At 64.2% G+C, this 17487-nt stretch carries 18 protein-coding genes; 10 read left to right on the top strand and 8 right to left on the bottom strand.

The features are described from left to right. The first annotated feature begins 223 nt into the window (after positions 1–223). Positions 224–1192, top strand: a complete 969-nt coding sequence (locus QEN71_RS02925; protein WP_201650660.1) for a hypothetical protein — start codon at positions 224–226, stop codon at positions 1190–1192. A gap of 263 nt (positions 1193–1455) precedes the next feature. Then, on the top strand, positions 1456–1911 hold the full coding sequence (locus QEN71_RS02920) for a hypothetical protein (RefSeq protein ID WP_201650661.1): 456 nt from the start codon (positions 1456–1458) through the stop codon (positions 1909–1911). 33 nt (positions 1912–1944) lie between these two features. Here QEN71_RS02920 and QEN71_RS02915 read toward each other — a convergent pair whose 3' ends face one another. Next, on the bottom strand, positions 1945–2790 hold the full coding sequence (locus QEN71_RS02915) for an aldo/keto reductase (protein WP_201650662.1): 846 nt from the start codon (positions 2788–2790) through the stop codon (positions 1945–1947). A gap of 178 nt (positions 2791–2968) precedes the next feature. Here QEN71_RS02915 and QEN71_RS02910 point away from each other — a divergent pair, with 178 nt between their 5' ends. After that, the gene (locus QEN71_RS02910) at positions 2969–3715 is read left to right on the top strand and encodes a GntR family transcriptional regulator (RefSeq protein WP_201650663.1); all 747 of its coding nucleotides are present in this window, start codon (positions 2969–2971) and stop codon (positions 3713–3715) included. Between the two features lie 10 nt (positions 3716–3725). Here the strand turns inward: QEN71_RS02910 and QEN71_RS02905 are convergent, their stop codons facing one another. Beyond that, positions 3726–5120 (bottom strand): CoA transferase, encoded by a 1395-nt coding sequence (locus tag QEN71_RS02905; RefSeq protein WP_201650664.1) that lies wholly within the window; start codon positions 5118–5120, stop codon positions 3726–3728. A gap of 116 nt (positions 5121–5236) precedes the next feature. Between QEN71_RS02905 and QEN71_RS02900 the strand changes: the two genes are divergently transcribed. Continuing rightward, a complete protein-coding gene (locus QEN71_RS02900) occupies positions 5237–6469 on the top strand; it encodes a citrate synthase family protein (protein ID WP_201650665.1) in 1233 nt (410 codons plus the stop codon). Between the two features lie 33 nt (positions 6470–6502). Here the strand turns inward: QEN71_RS02900 and QEN71_RS02895 are convergent, their stop codons facing one another. Continuing rightward, entirely contained in the window at positions 6503–6814 is a 312-nt protein-coding gene (locus QEN71_RS02895) for a DUF2917 domain-containing protein (protein ID WP_201650666.1), read from the bottom strand. 184 nt (positions 6815–6998) lie between these two features. Here QEN71_RS02895 and QEN71_RS02890 point away from each other — a divergent pair, with 184 nt between their 5' ends. After that, positions 6999–8411 carry an aminotransferase-like domain-containing protein gene (locus tag QEN71_RS02890; protein WP_201650667.1) on the top strand — a complete coding sequence of 471 codons (1413 nt, stop codon included), beginning with the start codon at positions 6999–7001 and terminating at the stop codon, positions 8409–8411. 13 nt (positions 8412–8424) lie between these two features. Here QEN71_RS02890 and QEN71_RS02885 read toward each other — a convergent pair whose 3' ends face one another. Continuing rightward, on the bottom strand, positions 8425–8742 hold the full coding sequence (locus tag QEN71_RS02885; RefSeq protein WP_267909575.1) for a type II toxin-antitoxin system RelE/ParE family toxin: 318 nt from the start codon (positions 8740–8742) through the stop codon (positions 8425–8427). Further along, positions 8739–9017 (bottom strand): type II toxin-antitoxin system ParD family antitoxin, encoded by a 279-nt coding sequence (locus tag QEN71_RS02880; RefSeq protein WP_201650669.1) that lies wholly within the window; start codon positions 9015–9017, stop codon positions 8739–8741. Before QEN71_RS02880 ends, QEN71_RS02885 begins: the two co-directional genes overlap by 4 nt. Positions 9018–9242: 225 nt before the next feature. Between QEN71_RS02880 and mdtD the strand changes: the two genes are divergently transcribed. Both mdtD and QEN71_RS02870 read left to right on the top strand, forming a co-directional pair. Further along, entirely contained in the window at positions 9243–10628 is a 1386-nt protein-coding gene (gene mdtD / locus QEN71_RS02875; RefSeq protein WP_233471810.1) for a multidrug transporter subunit MdtD, read from the top strand. 282 nt (positions 10629–10910) lie between these two features. Next, positions 10911–12185 (top strand): EAL domain-containing protein, encoded by a 1275-nt coding sequence (locus tag QEN71_RS02870; protein ID WP_201650671.1) that lies wholly within the window; start codon positions 10911–10913, stop codon positions 12183–12185. Here QEN71_RS02870 and QEN71_RS02865 read toward each other — a convergent pair. After that, the gene (locus QEN71_RS02865; RefSeq protein WP_201650672.1) at positions 12141–13100 is read right to left on the bottom strand and encodes a sigma-70 family RNA polymerase sigma factor; all 960 of its coding nucleotides are present in this window, start codon (positions 13098–13100) and stop codon (positions 12141–12143) included. The two genes, QEN71_RS02870 and QEN71_RS02865, sit on opposite strands and share 45 nt — an antisense overlap. A 160-nt stretch (positions 13101–13260) precedes the next feature. Here QEN71_RS02865 and clpP point away from each other — a divergent pair, with 160 nt between their 5' ends. Beyond that, complete coding sequence (gene clpP / locus QEN71_RS02860) at positions 13261–13914, top strand: ATP-dependent Clp endopeptidase proteolytic subunit ClpP (RefSeq protein WP_201650673.1); 654 nt, start codon at positions 13261–13263, stop codon at positions 13912–13914. Between the two features lie 9 nt (positions 13915–13923). Here the strand turns inward: clpP and QEN71_RS02855 are convergent, their stop codons facing one another. Then, the gene (locus tag QEN71_RS02855) at positions 13924–14535 is read right to left on the bottom strand and encodes a TetR/AcrR family transcriptional regulator (RefSeq protein ID WP_201650674.1); all 612 of its coding nucleotides are present in this window, start codon (positions 14533–14535) and stop codon (positions 13924–13926) included. A 48-nt stretch (positions 14536–14583) separates the two neighbouring features. Here QEN71_RS02855 and QEN71_RS02850 point away from each other — a divergent pair, with 48 nt between their 5' ends. Both QEN71_RS02850 and QEN71_RS02845 read left to right on the top strand, forming a co-directional pair. Continuing rightward, entirely contained in the window at positions 14584–15183 is a 600-nt protein-coding gene (locus QEN71_RS02850; RefSeq protein ID WP_201650675.1) for an isochorismatase family protein, read from the top strand. A gap of 97 nt (positions 15184–15280) precedes the next feature. Further along, positions 15281–16588, top strand: coding sequence for an NYN domain-containing protein (locus QEN71_RS02845; protein WP_201650676.1), 1308 nt, complete (start codon positions 15281–15283; stop codon positions 16586–16588). A gap of 184 nt (positions 16589–16772) precedes the next feature. On the opposite strand, the gene sodB is transcribed toward QEN71_RS02845, so the two are convergent. Next, on the bottom strand, positions 16773–17351 hold the full coding sequence (sodB, locus tag QEN71_RS02840; RefSeq protein WP_201650677.1) for a superoxide dismutase: 579 nt from the start codon (positions 17349–17351) through the stop codon (positions 16773–16775). Between the last annotated feature and the right edge of the window lie 136 nt (positions 17352–17487).

Below are 17487 nucleotides of genomic sequence, written 5' to 3'. Positions count from 1 at the left end.
GTCGATCCCACGTTCGATGTCGAACGTTACGCAGAAACAAGAAGCCGCAGGCGGCGGGAAGGGAGGCAGGAGCGCGCGACGTGCCACGGATAACGGCACGCGCCGCGACTACGAAGAGCAACAAAAGCTCGCCCGCTGCCGATCGGCCCGGCACAGAACAACGCGATAAGCAGTGAACACGGGATGACGGCTGCGGGGGCGTCGTTTCGTCGGGAGAGGTGCGATGAAGACCGGCATAATTAATACGTACTACTACAAGGCAATACGGGGTACGGCAACCCTTGTGGTTGGCGCGGGGGCTTTCATGGCGGCTCAATCCGTTCAGGCCGCATCCACGGACGACGTGATCCCGAAGTGGATCGTTACAGCCGATGCGCCACTGCCTGCCAGCGGCGCGTCGGCTGCGACGCAACCGGCGCACGGCGACGCTGGGTCGATGGGCGCGGAAGCCGGCGCGACGACGGCCGCCGATGATGCGTCATCCGTCTTTCTCCTTCGAACATGTATCGGCAATGCAGGCAACTGCTCGCCCAGCGGCGGAAGGGCTAGCAGTGGCGCTAGTGCGGGGGCGGCTGGGGCGGGTGCGTCGGGGTCTGCGGGATCGTCGGGATCGTCGGGATCGTCCGGCGGAGGTTCGGGCGGTGGGGGCTTTGGGGCCGCGGCGGGTTCGAGCGGTGGTTCAGGTGGCGGGTTTGGTGGTGGTGGCAGTGGCGGTAACGGCGGCGGCAGTAACGGCGGCGGCAGTAACGGCGGCGGCGGTAGCGGTGGCGGCGGTAGCGGTGGCGGTGGTAGCGGTGGCGGTGGTAACGGCGGCGGCGGTAACGGCGGTGGCGGTAATGGCGGCGGTGGTAATGGCGGCGGTGGTAACGGCGGTGGTGGTAACGGCGGCGGTGGTAACGGCGGCGGTGGCAACGGCGGCGGCGGTAACGGTGGCGGTGGTAACGGCGGCGGTGGTAACGGCGGCGGTGGTAACGGCGGCGGTGGTAACGGCGGCGGCGGCGGCAACGGTGGTTGCGGTTGTGGCGGCAGCGGTCACGGCGGACCTGGCGGCGGCTTCGGCAGTGGCGGCTTCGGTGGTGGCTTTGGTAGCGGTGGCTTCGGCGGCGGTTTCGGCGGCGGCTTCGGCAAAGGCGGTGGCTACGGCGGAGGCTCCGGCTCGGGCGGCGGTCACGGCGGCGGCAACGGACATTAGATCCGGCGGACGGCGCGCCCCCGCGCCGTTCTCCCACGTCAGCCATCCCGCAGCATAGAGACGCTGTCTGGCCGTCGTCGGCGGTGACGTTCCGATCCCCCGGTCGGACGTCACCGCCCAAGGGCCGATATGCATCAACTTCACGATGCCCATGCGCACTCACCGCAAGAGCAATCGAACATCGCGCGCGAAAAGCCGCGCACCGGAACCAAACCGCCCCGCCCGCCTCCTATCTATTCCACGTTCGATATGAGGCCTCCTACATGCAACGACACTTCCCCCGCCCCGTTGCACGCATCGCGTCGTGCCTGCTGATGGCTTCGCTGGTCGGTGGCGCGTCGCTGGCTCAGGCGCAGAATGCACCACAAAACGCGGCACAAACGCAAGCCGCCCCTCCCGTCGATCCCACCTTCTCCGCGTATTCGCTTGCGCAAGCCTGCCAGCAGAAGTCCGACAACGTCGCGCATGGCCAATGCGTCGGCGCAGTGCGCGGCATCATCCACGGCTATCAGTACGGCGTGCTGTTTCTGAGCCAGCGCACGTCGCTGTCGGCGAAGGAAACGCAGCGCGTGTCACTGTGTCTGCGCGACGTGCCCGTCTCGACGATCGTCGATGAATTCGTTCAGGACGCCGGCCAGGTCAACGCCGATTCGCTCAAGCGCACGCCCGCCGAAGTCGCCGTGCTCGGTTCGGTGCATATGCATCACGCGTGCGACTGAATCGACACCTACGCACGTGACCCGAAGCGCCGCTCAAAGCATCTCGAGCGGCCGCTTGCTGCGCGGCGGCCGAAAGTGCGTATCGATGGCGGCGAGGTCGTCGGCGGAAAGCTGCAGGTCGAGCGCGCGACGGTTGTCGCGCACATGCTCGATGCGTCCTGACTTCGGAATCGCGAACACCTCGGGTTGCCGCAGCACCCACGCCAGCGCAACCTGAATCACCGACACGCCATGCCGAGCGGCGATATCGTCGAGCGGCGAGCGCTTCGGCAGGCGTGCGTGATCGACGGGACTGTAGGCCATCGCGGGCATCTTGCGGTCCGCGAGCCACGGCAGCAGATCGAATTCCGATCCGCGCCGCGCGACGTTGTAGAGAATCTGGTTTGTCGCGCAGGCATCGCCGTCCGCCACATCGACGAGTTCTTCCATATCGTCGACGTCGAAGTTGCTCACGCCCCAGTGACGAATCTTGCCGTCGCGCCGCAACGCCTCGAAGCCCGCGACCGTCTCTTCGAGCGGCACCGAGCCGCGCCAGTGCAGCAGATACAGATCGATGCGATCGGTCTTCAGTCGCCTCAACGACTGCTCGCACGCATGCTGCACACCACGCTTGCTCGCGTTGTGCGGATAGACCTTGCTGACCAGAAACACCTCGTCGCGAAGTCCGTGCAGCGCTTCGCCGAGCAGCGATTCCGTCGCGCCTTCGCCGTACATTTCGGCCGTATCGATCAGCGTCATGCCGAGTTCGATGCCGCCGCGCACTGCCTCGATTTCGGCCTTGCGGCGCGACGGATGCTCGCCCATCTCCCACGTGCCCTGCCCGAGTTTCGGAATGCGTTCGCCGTCGGGCAGCGTCACGCTGGCGATGTCGTTCGTCATGGTTGCGTCCTCGTTAATGGTGTTCTGAAGATGCGCCGCCGGGTAGCTATCGATGCAGCGGCTCGTCCAGCGAGTGTAGCGCCGGTTCGCGACACGCATCCGTGTCCCGGCAAAACCCCGCTATAACGCCGCGCGCCAATGTCATAGAATTGCCGCTTGCCCTACTTGCGTCCGTCACATGAACCCAGCCTCGGAAGACCGTTGGCGCGATCTGCGCCCGGACCCGGAAAACGATACGCCGCTGTATCTTCAGCTCGCCCGCAAGCTCGGCACCGCTATCCATGAGAACCGCTGGAACGCCGGCGAAGCGCTGCCGTCGGAACGTGTGTTGTCGGATGCGCTCGGCGTGTCGCGCATCACGGCGCGCAAGGCGATTGCGCTGCTCGTCGAACAGGGCTTGATCCGACGTTCGCAAGGCGCAGGCAGTTTCATCACGCCGCGCTATGAAGATCCGCTGTCTCGTCTGTCGAGCTTCAGCGAAATGCTGCGCCGGCGCGGCTTCACGCCGAGTTCGCAATGGCTGTCGCGCGAGATCGTGCCCGCCAATCGCGATGAAGTGATCCAATTGGGACTGTCGCCCGCTGCCGCCGTCACGCGGCTGCGCCGGCTGCGCCTCGCGGACGGCATCGTGATGGCCGTCGAGAATTCGACCTTCCCGGCTTCTGTGATTCCCGATCCGCAGGCAATCGGCGATTCGCTGTACACGTATCTCGAACAGAAAGGACTGACTATCGTTCGGGCGTTGCAGCACTTCCGCGCCGTCAACGCGAGCGACGAGATCGCGCAGCAGATGAGCATCGCGCCGAACGACGCACTGCTGCTGATCACGCGCGTCGGCTACACGGCCGACCAGCGCGCGATCGAACTCACCGATACCTACTGCCGCAACGACTACTACGATTTCGTCGCGGAACTGCGCAAGTAGACGCCAGCGCTTAGGTTTCCCAGCGCGCCGCGTCAGTACCGATCGGCACAGGCGGCCGCGCATAAAACGCGGGCGTCTCCGACATCAACTCGGCGGGCGCCGCCGCGCGCACGCGGCCAAACGGCGAATCGACGTCGTGCAAACCATCCTGCACGTTTTCATAGGTGACGTCCGGCACGCGCCAGCCGTCCTCGATCTGCCCCATCGATTGCAGCCAGCGGCCCGTTTGCGCCAGCGACAGCCGCACGTGCCAGCTGCCGCCTTCCTGCGCACGCCGCGCGAGCGCGACCATCGCGCCGAACGCGGCGAGATAACCCGTCGCGTGATCGAGCGCCTGACACGGCAGGTGCTTCGGCCCGTCGACGCCTGCCGCGCGGCTCTCTGTGTACGCGATACCGCTCGCCGACTGCACGAGGCTGTCGAAGCCGCGCCGCATCGCCCATGGCCCCGCGTGGCCGTAAGCCGAAATCGACACGCAGACGATGCCGGGCCTGACGCGCGCCAGCGTCTCGGGATCGAAACCGCGCGCGGCAAGCGAACCGGGACGGTACGCCTGGAGAAACACATCGGCCTTGCTCGCGAGCGCCTGTAGCTGTTCGCGCGCCTTGAGTTCGCGTAAATCAAGCGTTGCCGAGCGCTTGCCACGTCCGTTGTCGATGACGAGCGGCGCGATGTTCGGCAGATGCGGACCGTTGATCAACAGAACGTCCGCGCCATGCTGCGCGAGCGCGCGTCCCGCCACCGGTCCCGCGATGATGCGCGACAGATCGAGCACCCGAGTCCCCGCGAGCGGCCGCAGCGCCTCGCCGCGTCCGGGCGCTTCGGGCGGCGCATCGCCGATCCGCTCGATTTCGAACAGCGGCAGATTCGCGATCGCCTTCGCCTGATCCAGCGCCGCCCATTCGCGCGGCGAGCGGATCAGCGCGGCGCACAGGCCGGCATCGGCGAGCGTCTGATCGAGCTTCGCGCCGTCCCAGTTACGAATCGCTTCGGCGACCGCGCCAGGATCGCCGTCGCAGCCGAGCACCTTCAGCACGCCCTGCAGATGATGCGGAAAATTCGTGTGCAACTGGATCCATCGACCATCGCGCGTCGCATAAAAACCCGTCACAGGATGACGCAACTCCTGCGGCAAGCCATCGTTCACACGCAGATACCGCTCGCTGCGAAACGCGATCAGCGCGCGTCGCACGTTCACGTCGACGCGTTGCATGCGGCCCGCGCGCAGGCGGAAGCAATCGGCGGCGGCGAGCGCCATCGCGGCAATCGACGCGCTCGCCAGCGTCCCGACGCGAAACACGGACGGCAGCGACGGATCGTTGCCCTCCATCGACACATATTCGAGCAAGGCCGGATCGCAGCCGGCAACGGACCACAGATGATCGAGAGCGAGCTGGGGCGTCATAGCGAGCAGACTTCCTGGAGAGGAGACGTGCCTCAGTCTAGGATTGCGACTCGCCACGATCAATCTTGATTCATATAATCAATATATATTCATTTGTTTGGCTTTCGCTCCCCGATATGTCCACTACACGCTACCTATCCGCCGACGAAGCCGCCGCGATGCTCGGCATCAGCGTCACGACGCTCTACGCGTACGTCAGCCGGGGCATGCTGCGCTCTGCGCCGGACGCGAACAGCAAGCGGCGTCTCTACGACGCCGACGAAGTGCGGCGTCTCGCGCGCCGCAAGGAAGACGGCAAGCGCGCCGGCAAGGTCGCGCAGAAGGTGCTGGACTGGGGCGTGCCCGTGCTCGAATCGTCGATCACGCTGATCGCCGACGGCAAACTGTTGTATCGCGGCCGCGACGCGATCGAACTCGCGCGCACGGCGACGCTGGAAGAAGTAGCGGCGTTGCTGTGGGAATGCAGCGCGCGACGCATCGCCGACGCGCCCGCCGCGCCGCTCGCCGCCGCGCAATGGTCGGCGTGGCTCAAGCTCTGGAGCGACAGCGCGCCGCTCGATCGCGCGCTGGTGCTGCTGCCCGCCGCTGCCGCGCAGATGCCGCGTGTCTGGGCGCTCGGCCGCGACGCGCAACTCGACAACGCCTGCGCGCTGCTGCGGCTGCTCGCGGGCGCGATGATTTCGACGGCGCCGTCGAACGAACCGCTTCACAAGCAACTCGCCGGCGCATGGGGCGTGCGCAACCGCGCGCAGATCAATCTGTTGAGAGCGGCGCTCGTCGCGTGCGCGGATCATGAACTGAATGCGTCGACGTTCACCGTACGCTGCATCACGTCGACGGGCACGCATCTGTTCGGAGCGGTCGCGGGCGGACTTGCTGCGCTATCGGGGCCGAGGCATGGAGGGGAAACGGCACGCGTCGCGGCACTGTTCGACGAAGCCGCGCGCGCCGCCGATCTCGACCGCTATCTGGCGACTCGCCTCGCGCATCATGAACAAAGCGCGCCGGGACCGGTGATTTCGGGTTTCGGTCATCCGCTGTATCCGGACGGCGATCCGCGCGCGCGACTGCTGCTCGATCTGCTCGACGAATGCGCACCCAGCCGTTCGCCGCTCGCGGATGTGCAACGGCTCGCCCGCACCGTGCGCGACACGACGGGCGCCGCGCCGACCGTCGACTATGCGCTCGCGGCCATCGAACGCGTGCTCGGTCTGCCCGCCGGCGCGGCCTTCACGCTGTTCGCGGTCGGCCGCGTGACGGGCTGGATTGCGCACGCGATGGAGCAGACCAGCGACGGGCGCCTGATCCGTCCGCGCGCCAGATACATCGGCGCGTACGAAGCGGACTGAGCAGGACTGACCGACACGAGAGCCGTCAGCGGTTCAGGCCGTGAGCAGCCAGCGCGGCATCCAGGTAAAGCGCGGCGTGCGGCGCCGTTCGACGCGCACCGTATCGGACGGGCCGCTCGCCACCGTCAGCGAGAGCCGCACGCCGTCACGCCCTGCGCTCATCCACGCGACCGCGCCGCGCTTCAGTTCGAACGACTCGCCCGGTGCGAGCCAGTAATCGTCGGCATCACCCTCGACCGTCAACCAGAGTTCGCCTGCCAGCACGTTCACGGCGAGCGGCTGCGCGACCCGCCAGGCGCTGGCCGGCTCGCCGTGTTCGAGTTCAAAAGTACGGATTTCACGCATCGCTCGCTCCTTGAAGTGCTTTTTCGCTTGCATCCATTATTGTCGTGCGAAGATAACTGTCACATGCACAGTGCTGAACAGTTTCAAAAGAACTGTACAGCCAGAAAACCTGACAGTTGCTGGTGCTTCGACCGTGACAGAGCGTTTGCGTACGGCCGGCGGAGCGCCCGAAGGGAGACACCCTGTGAAGCTAGACATCGACCTGAACCGCGAAAACGGCGTGCCGCTCACCGAGCAGATCGTGAGCGGCGTGCAGGAATGGATCCGCTCGCGCACCGCGCATCCCGGCGCGAAGCTGCCGTCGATCCGCCAGTTCGCCACCGAAAACGACATCAGCCGCTTCCCGGTGATCGAGGCATACGACCGGCTCGTGTCGCTCGGCTATCTGGATTCGCGGCCCGGCTCGGGGTTCTACGTGGCGGAGCGGCATCGCGCATCGATGAGCGGCCAGGGTACGTCCGACCCGCGCCGCGCCGAGGACGAATCGGTGCACATCATGCAGCAGTTCAATCACCCGGGCGAATCGCTGAAGCTCGGCAGCGGCTTCATCCCCGAATCGTGGCGCGACATGGACAGCCTTGCGCAGGCGATCCGCCACGTGTCGCGCACCGACGGCGCGAGCATGATCGACTACGCGACGCCGCTCGGAAACGCGACGCTGCGCGAGCATTTGCAGGCGCGCGTCGCGCAGCTCGGCATCGAAGCGGAAGCCTCGCAGATCCTGATCACGATCGGCGCGAGCCAGGCGATGGATCTGCTGATGCGTTACATGCTGAAGCCCGGCGACACGATCTTCGTCGAGGATCCCGGCTACTACAATTTCAACGGTTTGCTGAAGCTGCATGGCGTGAAGCTCGTCGGCATTCCGCGCACGCGCACGGGTCCCGATCTCGACGCGATGCAAAAGCAGTTGCAGCAGCATCGGCCGAAGGTCTTCTTCATCAACTCCGTCTTTCACAACCCGACGGGCACGACGATCGCGCCGCCGATCTCGTTCCGTCTGCTGCAACTCTCGCGCGAACACAACTTCAAGATCATCGAAGACGACATCTACGCGGACTTCCAGAGCGATCCCACCGATCGCCTCGCGACGCTCGATCAGCTCGAACATGTGATTTACATCGGCGGGCTGTCGAAGACCTTGTCGTCGTCGCTGCGGATCGGCTACGTGATCGCGGACCACGCGACCATCAAGGATCTCGCCGACATCAAGATGCTGACGAGCATCGGCGGATCGCGTTTCGCGGAAGCCGTGACGGTGGCGCTGCTCGAACGCGGGATGTATCGCAAGCATCTGGACCGGTTGCGGCGGCGTATGCGCGACGCGCTAGGCGCAACCGTGCAGGCGCTCGAAATGAGCGGCTGGGAGGTGTTCGAAAATCCGATCGGCGGCAAGTTCGTGTGGGCGCGCGTGCCGCATATCGACGATGCGGAGCGGCTCGTCGAATGCGGCGCGCCGCTCGGGGTGACGGTGGCGCCCGGCAGCTATTTCAGGCCGAATGCGGAGCCTAGCCCGTGGATTCGCATCAATGCGGCGTTTGCGAACGAGCCGCGGGCGCGGGCGTTTTTTGAGGCGGCGGCGCGGTTGAAGGGGTGATGAAGGCGCGCGTTCATTCGCCCATCATGAGCTTCTCGTAGTCCTGACGCGCGGCGTACACCCCGAGAAACGCTATGGTCTGGGAATCTTCGTCCACTGCATACGGCAGTACCGTGTTGTTCCGGTAATGGGTAATCCGCAAGCCAGGCGCGAGATCGTCGCGCGGCTTGCCGCGATATGGGAAGCAGCTCATCGTTTGGCAGAACTCCAGCACATTGTGCTGGTAGCGATCGAGATGATGTTCAGAAGCCGCAGTCAATTCCATGAAGCTCAGAATGCGATCCAGCGAAACCATGAATTCCGGCGCGAATACAACCTTGTATTGCCTCATGCCGCCGGTTTCTTTCGGGCTTTGCGACGTTCCGCGAGCTGTTTCGCTACATCGTCGGCCGACAGCGCGCGCGAAGGATCGGCCTTCAGCCGCAGATGCGCGGGCACCACTTCTTTGCGCAGCCATTCTTCGACGGCCTGATCGCGTGCTTTGAGAAGGCGCAGCCCGTCGCGAATCACTTCGCTGTCGTTGTTGTAGTCGCCACCCGCGCTCCGCTCGCGAACGAACTCGAGCAGTTCCGGTGTCAACGTGATGGTCAAACGTGTGCTTGCCATGATGGCCGCTCCGTCGAATAGTGTATGACACTATCATACACTCGCGACCTGAGGCGCGGCACTTGCTCGCGCTGACATCGATACGAATCTCGCGCTTTTTCCTTAGAATGTGGGCTCCCCGCCCAGCCGCCCTGCCTCGTCTTCATGTCCGAATCGACCGAATCTGCAACGACCGCTCATAGCGACACGAGCAAAACCACGCCCACGGCCCGCTCGCTGACGGTGATGCTGTGGATCGTCGCGACGGGCTTCTTCATGCAGACGCTCGATTCGACCATCGTCAACACGGCGCTGCCCGCGATGGCGCGCAGTCTCGGCGAATTGCCGTTGCATATGCAATCGGTCGTGATCGCGTATTCGCTGACGATGGCCGTGATGATTCCCGTCTCCGGGTGGCTCGCGGACAAGCTCGGCACGCGGCGCGTGTTCATGAGCGCGATCCTCGTCTTCACGATCGGTTCGCTTCTCTGCGCGAATGCGCAGACGCTCACGCAACTCGTGATCTATCGCGTGCTGCAGGGCGTCGGCGGCGCGATGCTGCTCCCCGTCGGACGGCTTGCCGTGCTGCGCGTGTTTCCCGCGGAACGCTATCTGCCCGCGCTGTCGTTCGTCGCCATTCCGGGGCTGATCGGGCCGCTGATCGGCCCGACGCTCGGCGGCTGGCTCGTCAAGATCGCGTCGTGGCACTGGATCTTCCTGATCAACGTGCCCGTCGGCATCATCGGCGTGATCGCGACGTTCATCTACATGCCCGACAGCCGCAATCCCGATACCGCGCGCTTCGACATCAAAGGCTATGTGCTGCTGATCGTCGGCATGGTGTCGATCTCGATGGCGCTCGACGGACGCACCGAATTCGCGATCCAGCACGCGACCGTGCTGATGCTGCTGATTCTTTCGCTTGGCTGTTTCGTCGCCTACGGTTTGCATGCAGTGCGCGCGTCCAACCCGATCTTTTCGCTTGATCTGTTCAAGATCCACACGTTCAGCGTCGGTCTGCTGGGTAATCTGTTCGCGCGTATCGGCAGCGGCGCGATGCCGTATCTGATTCCGCTGCTGTTGCAGGTGAGCCTCGGCTACAGCGCGTTCGAAGCCGGCCTGATGATGCTGCCCGTCGCGGCGGCGGGCATGTCGTCGAAACGTCTCGTCACGCGGCTCATCATGAAGTACGGCTATCGACGCGTGCTCGTGTCGAATACGGTGCTCGTCGGTCTGGCGATGGCGAGCTTCTCGCTGACGAGCGAGCATCAGCCGCTGTGGCTGCGTCTCGTGCAGCTGGCGTTCTTCGGCGGCGTCAACTCGATGCAGTTCACCGCGATGAACACGCTCACGCTGAAAGACCTCGGCACGGGCGGCGCAAGCAGCGGCAACAGCCTCTTCTCGCTCGTGCAGATGCTCGCAATGAGCCTCGGCGTTACGGTCGCGGGCGCGTTGCTCACCACGTTCACGGGTCTGATGCCGCGCGTGACGGCCGCCAACTCGCTGCCCGCCTTTCACGCGACGTTCCTCTGCGTCGGCCTGATTACGGCCGCGACGTCGTGGATTTTCGCGCAGCTATCGGCGGATATCCGGCAGCCCGCGAAGCGCGCCGATCCGCAGGAACGCACCTGAGTGCGCACGCCGCGCGTCACGCTCGAACGCTAATGGGGCGCGCGCCGCACCACCGCTGTGCGCTTCGTTTCTCACGCGCATGACAGCATTGGCGATTGCGGCGCACAATTAAAGGCGAACGCGCCGAACAAGGCGCAACTCACGCATGAACAGCAGCAGAGAGCCCGCGGCGTTTCGTCATGCGCATGTTTCTTGCTGCCCTATCCTGTAAACTTGAATCTCTCGCGGCCATGCACGGCCCGCCTCGTCACAACGCCCGCTTTTCAACCGATAACCGACACGATGAGCATGATCGAACTCGATCCTCCCGGCTTCCAGCCTCCACGCCCCGTAGCGGGCGATGAAGGCTCGCGCCGCACCGTCCGGTATGGCGGCTACACGGTTTTCAGCGTGTTTCAGCCGGTTTTCTCGGTTTCTCACCGCCGCGCGATCGGCTATCACGCGTCGCTGCGCGCTCACGACGAGAACGGCAAGCAGGTGCCGTCCGCCGAAGTCTTTACGCAAGCCGCGCGGCGCGGCGATCTGCTCGAACTCGGTCGTCTCGCCGAATCGCTGCATCTGGGCAACTTCAACGCATTCGACAGCCACGACGAATGGCTCTTCCTGAGCCTCCATCCCGCTGCGCTGATGGACACGAGCTACGGCGACGCGCTACTCGCCGGCCTCAAGGCGCTCGGCCTGCCCGCGCAACGCGTGGTGCTCGAAGTGTCCGAACAGGCGGGCGGCGAAACGACGCGCTTCGCCGAAATCATCGATTCGCTGCGCAAGTCCGGCTTTCTGATCGCGCTCGACGGTTTCGGCGCGAAGCATTCGAACATCGACCGCGTGTGGAATCTGCGGCCCGACATCGTCACGCTCGATCGCTGCATCCTCGCGCAAGCCAGCGAGCATTCGCATATCGAGCGCGTGCTGCCCGGTATCGTGTCGATGCTGCATGAATCGGGGCAACTCGTGCTGATGGGCGGTCTGTCGACGGAGCGCGACGCGTTGATCGCGCTCGAATGCAACGTCGATTTCGTGCAGGGCTCCTTCTTCGCCGCGCCGAGCGTCGAGCCCGTCGCGCGTCAGGCGACGGTCAATCTGATGGACGAACTGTCGGCGGCGCTGCGGCAACGCGTGGCCGCGCGCGAACGTGCGCAGTCCGAGCGGCTCGCGCCGTTCGTCACGGCTCTCGAATCGGCGAGCGCGCATCTGGTCGAAGGCGAAACGATGGCTGACGCGACCGCGCCGCTGCTCGCGTTGCGCGAAACGGCGCGCTGCTTTCTGCTCGACGGCTCGGGCCGCCAGATCGGCGACAACGTGCTGCCGACCGGCCGCGCGTCGCAACGCGCCAAGCGCTTCCGTCCGCTCCTGCATTCGGAAGGCGCGAGCTGGGAACGCCGCCCGTATTTCATCGAGGCCGTGCGCGCACCCGGTCAGGTGCACCTGACGCCGCCCTATCTGTCGATCAACGAAGCGCACCTGTGCGTGACGGCGTCGATCGCGGCGGAAACCGCGCGCGGCATGCAGGTGCTATGCGTCGATATCAACTGGGAAGTGGCCGCGCATCGTAATTGACGCGGCCTGGCTGCTGACGGGTTGCAGCAGCCGCATGATCGCCGCGCGTCCGAACACGCGCGTCGCGGGCGCGAGGCGCAGCGCGCCCGTCACGATGCGCAATGCGACGATGCGCTCGTCCTCGTCGATCGAAATATCGAGCAACGCGTCGATCTCGCCATTGCGCATCCACGCCACGGCGCTCATGCCGTTCATCGACACCGTTTCCATCTGATCGCCACCGCCGCGCATCGACAGCGTGGTGGCAACCTGATCGGCCGTCGCAACAGCGTCGACGGTTTCGGGCGCGTCGCTGATCACGCTCGGCACGTCGCAGAAGAGCCGAACGAGTCCCACGCGATCCTGCGCTTCCATCGCCGCCCGCAAGCGCTCCACGATACGCGCATGCGCGGCGGGATCGGCGCGTTTCGCCGGCACGCCTTCACGCTGCAGGCGCTCTTTCGCGCGGTGCACCATCTGCCGGCAATTCGCGGGCGTCTTCGCGAGAATCTTCGCGATCTCCGCGTAGTCGCATTCGAATGCCTCGTGCAGCACGAAGGCCGCGCGCTCTTCGGGCTTCAGGCGTTCGAGCAGCAACATCACGCCATATGACATCTGCACGGCCTGCAACGCCAGATCTTCCGCCGACGGCGCGAGTCCTTCGAGCCACGGGTCCGGCATCCAGCCGCCCGAACGCGTCGTGCGCTCGATCTGCAGATGACGCAACCGGTCGATCGCGAGCCGCGTCGTGATTGTCGTGAGCCACGCGGCCGACGAGCGCAATTCGCTCGCGTCGGCAGCATGCCACTTGAGCCATGCATCCTGGACGACGTCTTCCGCTTCTGCGCGGCTGCCGAGCATCCGGTAAGCGAGCGCGAAGAGCTTCGCGCGCACCGCCTCGAATTCCGCCGACTTCTCTCTGTCCATCTGGTCCATGCGTGCCGCTCCTGTGGCTGGTTCATCGGCTTGACGGACAGGCCGCCCGCGCTGTGACACGTCGACGCAAAAATATCCTTGTCACGCTGCGCCCCGCTTTCGCGTCATGCGACTGAAATCCCGCACCGCGCGGGCCCTTCAGTCAATCAGCGAGGAACGCATGCATCGTCACTTCTCTACGCCGACCAATTCCGGCTTCAATCTCGTGCCGACCGTCATCGAGCAATCGAGCCGCGGCGAGCGCGCCTACGACATCTATTCTCGGCTCTTGCGCGAGCGGATCGTGTTTCTGGTCGGGCCCGTCAACGACCAGTCGGCGAGCCTGATCGTCGCGCAGTTGCTGTTCCTCGAATCGGAGAATCCTGACAAGGATATTTCGTTTTACATCAATTCGCCGGGCGGCTCGGTCTATGACGGCCTCGCGATCTTCGACACGATGCAGTTCATCAAGCCCGATGTATCGACGCTCTGCACCGGATTCGCGGCCAGCATGGGGACGTTTCTGCTCGCGGCGGGCGCACCGGGCAAGCGCTATGCGCTGCCGAACGCGCGCATCATGATCCATCAGCCATCGGGCGGCGGCCAGGGCACGGCGTCCGACGTCGAGATTCAGGCGAAAGAAGTGCTGTATCTGCGCGGACGCCTGAACAGTCTGCTCGCCGAGCGGACGGGCCAAAGCCTTACGCAGATCGAAAGGGACACGGATCGTGACAACTTCATGTCCGCGGATGCGGCAAAAACTTATGGTCTCGTCGACGACGTGCTGACGGCGCGCGTGCCGCTTCCGGTCGATACACTGCACGCTACGACCTGAAGCAACGTTTCAGCGCAGGCGCGCGGCGAGATACGTCGATACAACCAGCTTGTACTCGTCGACCAGCGCCTTGCGCTCTTTCTGCTTCGCGGCGGCGTACAGCGGATTCAGACTCTTCACGACCTGCAACGCGACTTCGGCGACGCGAAACGCGTCGTCGTCCGATAACGCTGTGCTGTAGCGCTGAAACAGTTCGGCGAACCGACCGCGCAAGCGGTTGCGCGCGGCGGCATCGCGTTTGAAATTCAGCGTCACCGACAGCAGCGGCAGATACGCGGGCCGCGCCGCCATGAAATCCGTCATCAGCGTGAAAATACGATCGACGAGTTCATCGACGCTGCCGTCCTGCGCCGCCTCGCCCAACGCGCTCCACTGCGCCTCCATTTCATCGCCGTAACGCGTGCGCAGCGCAAAAACGAGCGCATCCTTGTTCGGAAAGTATTGATAGACGGCACCGATCGACGTGCCCGCACGTTCGGCGATCGCCGTCATCGTGGCCGCGTCGAAGCCGCGCTCGGCGATCACGTCGCCGGCGGCGTCAAGCAGCGCGTCGACACGCTTTGCCGCGCGTTCCTGCTGCGGAACGCGCCGCACTTTCGGATTATCTGAGGCAAGACTCATGTTGATCGACTATCATGACCTGAGGCCATCCTCACATATAGGTGACGCATGACGCAAGCGCTTTCCATCGATCCGCGCAGCACCGCCCTCGTGCTGATCGATCTGCAACACAGCAACGTCGGGCGGCAACTGATGCCGCATTCGGCAGCGGATGTGGTCGCGCGTTCCGTGCGCGCCGCCGATGCGTTGCGCGCGGCGGGCGGCACCGTGGTTTTTGTGCGCGTCGACGTCGCGCAACTGCTGTCCTTGCCCGCCGACGCGCCGCTGCGTCCGCGCGACGCGCCCGCTCCGCCGCCGCAAGCGTCGGACCTCGTGCCCGAATGCAACGTGCAGGCCGGCGACGTGATCGTGACGAAGCGCCAATGGGGCGCGTTCTTCGGCACCGATCTGGAACAGCAATTGCGTCGCCGGGGCATTCGCACCATTGCGCTGACGGGCATCGCGACGAACTTCGGCGTCGAGTCGACGGCACGCGCCGCGTTCGATCAAGGCTACGAGCTGATCTTCATCGAAGACGCAATGTCGGGTTTGTCCGGCGATACGCACCGTTTTCCCGTCGAGGATATTTTCCCGCGCATGGGTTTCGTGCGGTCGACGGAAGAATTCGTCAGCGCGGTTGCGGAGAACGGGACGTTCGGCGGCGCCTGAGCGCAGCGCGGAGCAGTTCGGCGCAAGCACCTTGCAAACACTCGATCGACGCCCCGTTGTGTGAGACGATCGAGCCTGCACTTCACTGGAGAAGCATATGGCGTCATCCCAGGATACCGTCAGCATGGCGCTGTTCTGTGATTTCGAAAACGTCGCGCTCGGCGTGCGCGATGCGAAATACGAAAAATTCGACATCAAGCTGGTGCTGGAGCGCCTGCTGCTGAAAGGCAGCATCGTCGTGAAGAAGGCGTATTGCGACTGGGACCGCTACAAGGGCTTCAAGGCCGCGATGCACGAAGCGAATTTCGAGCTGATCGAAATTCCGCACGTGCGGCAGTCGGGCAAGAATTCCGCGGACATTCGCCTCGTCGTCGATGCACTCGATCTCTGCTATACGAAGTCGCACGTCAACACGTTCGTCATCATCAGCGGCGATTCGGATTTTTCGCCGCTCGTGTCGAAGCTGCGCGAAAACGCGAAGCAGGTGATCGGCGTCGGCGTACAGCGCTCCACTTCCGATCTGCTGACGGCGAACTGCGACGAGTTCATCTTCTACGATGATCTCGTGCGCGAAAACCAGCGCGCCGCCGCCAAACGCGACAACGCGAAGGCCGCGCAACAGACAGCACAACAGCCGTCGAAGCGCGCGCCCGAAGGCGAGAAGCGCAAGGAAGATCTCGAGACGCGCAAGACGAAGGCAATCGAGTTCGCCGTGCAGACTTTCGATGCACTGGCGTCCGAGCGCGGCGACAGCGGCAAGATCTGGGCATCGGTGCTGAAGAACGCGATCAAGCGCCGCAAGCCCGATTTCAACGAGACGTACTACGGTTTTCGCGCATTCGGCAATCTGCTCGAAGAAGCGCAGTCGCGCGGACTGCTCGAAGTGGGCCGCGACGAGAAGTCGGGCACGTTCGTGTATCGCAGCGCGGCGCCTGCTGGCGCTGCGCCCGTCGAAGTCGTGGCGCCGCGCGAAACGGGCGACGAATGGGCCGCAATGCCGGCTGCTGCCGAGATCGTCGAACTGGAGGAAACGGCCGTTGCTGGCTCCGTCGTCGAAGCAGAGTTGCCGGCAGATGATGTCACTGACGTTACGCCGTTTGTCGTGTCGACCGAACCTGCGGAGAAGGCAAAGAGCGACACGCGTCGCAAGGATCGCGGTACGCGCAAGCCCGCTGCGAAGAAAGCGAAGAAGGCGAAGACGGAACGCGTCGAAGGCGTCGAAGCTTCGCCCGCAGATACGCCTCGTGCCGCCGAGCCGGTTGCGGCGTCTGAGCCTCAAGCGCCGTTGTTCGAAGCAGAAGATTCGGCGACGCCAGCGCCCGCTGCGAAAAAGCGACCGTCGCGCAAATCGGCGACGCGCAGCCGCCGTCCTCGCAAGACGGAAGCAACCAGCGATACCGAGTAACCGATACGCGTCACGCGAAAACGAAAACGCCGCTCATTCGAGCGGCGTTTTTCCATCAGCACAGCATGCCGATATTGATACGGATAGCGAATCAATAAAAGCACGCAAAAGAAAAAGCCCTCATCAATGAGGGCTTTTTTGTCATGCCGTCATTCCCGGTTTCACCAGGAATGCTTGCAGGAACTTACGCGAAATTCTTTTCAGCGAAAGCCCAGTTGACGATGTTCCAGTATGCTTCGACGAACTTCGGACGTGCGTTGCGATAGTCGATGTAGTACGCGTGTTCCCACACGTCGATCGTCAGCAGCGCCTTGGCGTCCGTGGTCAGCGGCGTAGCTGCATTGCTGGTCGAGACCAGATCCAGCGAACCGTCAGCCTTCTTCACGAGCCATGCCCAGCCCGAGCCGAACGTGCCGACTGCCGTCTTCGTGAACTCTTCCTTGAACTTGTCGAAGGAACCCCACTTCGCGTTGATCGCGTCCGCGAGCGCGCCCTTCGGTGCACCGCCACCTTGCGGCGACAGGCTGTTCCAGAAGAACGTGTGGTTCCACACTTGCGCCGAGTTGTTGAACACGCCGCCCGACGACTTCTTGACGATTTCTTCCAGCGACAGGCTTTCGAACTCAGTGCCCTTGATCAGATTGTTCAGGTTGGTCACATAGGTCTGATGGTGCTTGCCGTAGTGAAACTCGAGCGTCTCTTCCGACATGTGCGGAGCGAGTGCGTTCTTGGCGAACGGCAGCGGCGGGAGCGTATGTTCCATGGTGCTATTCCTTTGTATCTGTTTATGGGGAGTCTGCGGATAACGCTGTGGGAGCACTCGATTGTAGGCGACTTGGAATAACCCCGCAAACGCAAGCCCTTTATGGCATTCATTGCGAAAACGCGCTGCACGCGCA

Source organism: Paraburkholderia sabiae, assembly GCF_030412785.1.
Lineage (GTDB): Bacteria > Pseudomonadota > Gammaproteobacteria > Burkholderiales > Burkholderiaceae > Paraburkholderia > Paraburkholderia sabiae.
The sequence above is the reverse complement of the archived record's forward strand: the minus strand, read 5'-3'. Positions and strand labels throughout refer to the sequence as shown.

Bases quoted from the DNA above. Each gene is read 5' to 3' on its own strand.
- QEN71_RS02925 (WP_201650660.1), top strand. From the start codon at position 224: ATGAAGACCGGCATAATTAATACGTACTACTACAAGGCAATACGGGGT.
- QEN71_RS02920 (WP_201650661.1), top strand. From the start codon at position 1,456: ATGCAACGACACTTCCCCCGCCCCGTTGCACGCATCGCGTCGTGCCTG.
- QEN71_RS02915 (WP_201650662.1), bottom strand. From the start codon at position 2,790: ATGACGAACGACATCGCCAGCGTGACGCTGCCCGACGGCGAACGCATT.
- QEN71_RS02910 (WP_201650663.1), top strand. From the start codon at position 2,969: ATGAACCCAGCCTCGGAAGACCGTTGGCGCGATCTGCGCCCGGACCCG.
- QEN71_RS02905 (WP_201650664.1), bottom strand. From the start codon at position 5,120: ATGACGCCCCAGCTCGCTCTCGATCATCTGTGGTCCGTTGCCGGCTGC.
- QEN71_RS02900 (WP_201650665.1), top strand. From the start codon at position 5,237: ATGTCCACTACACGCTACCTATCCGCCGACGAAGCCGCCGCGATGCTC.
- QEN71_RS02895 (WP_201650666.1), bottom strand. From the start codon at position 6,814: ATGCGTGAAATCCGTACTTTTGAACTCGAACACGGCGAGCCGGCCAGC.
- QEN71_RS02885 (WP_267909575.1), bottom strand. From the start codon at position 8,742: ATGAGGCAATACAAGGTTGTATTCGCGCCGGAATTCATGGTTTCGCTG.
- QEN71_RS02880 (WP_201650669.1), bottom strand. From the start codon at position 9,017: ATGGCAAGCACACGTTTGACCATCACGTTGACACCGGAACTGCTCGAG.
- mdtD (WP_233471810.1), top strand. From the start codon at position 9,243: ATGCTGTGGATCGTCGCGACGGGCTTCTTCATGCAGACGCTCGATTCG.
- QEN71_RS02870 (WP_201650671.1), top strand. From the start codon at position 10,911: ATGAGCATGATCGAACTCGATCCTCCCGGCTTCCAGCCTCCACGCCCC.
- QEN71_RS02865 (WP_201650672.1), bottom strand. From the start codon at position 13,100: ATGGACCAGATGGACAGAGAGAAGTCGGCGGAATTCGAGGCGGTGCGC.
- clpP (WP_201650673.1), top strand. From the start codon at position 13,261: ATGCATCGTCACTTCTCTACGCCGACCAATTCCGGCTTCAATCTCGTG.
- QEN71_RS02855 (WP_201650674.1), bottom strand. From the start codon at position 14,535: ATGAGTCTTGCCTCAGATAATCCGAAAGTGCGGCGCGTTCCGCAGCAG.
- QEN71_RS02850 (WP_201650675.1), top strand. From the start codon at position 14,584: ATGACGCAAGCGCTTTCCATCGATCCGCGCAGCACCGCCCTCGTGCTG.
- QEN71_RS02845 (WP_201650676.1), top strand. From the start codon at position 15,281: ATGGCGTCATCCCAGGATACCGTCAGCATGGCGCTGTTCTGTGATTTC.
- sodB (WP_201650677.1), bottom strand. From the start codon at position 17,351: ATGGAACATACGCTCCCGCCGCTGCCGTTCGCCAAGAACGCACTCGCT.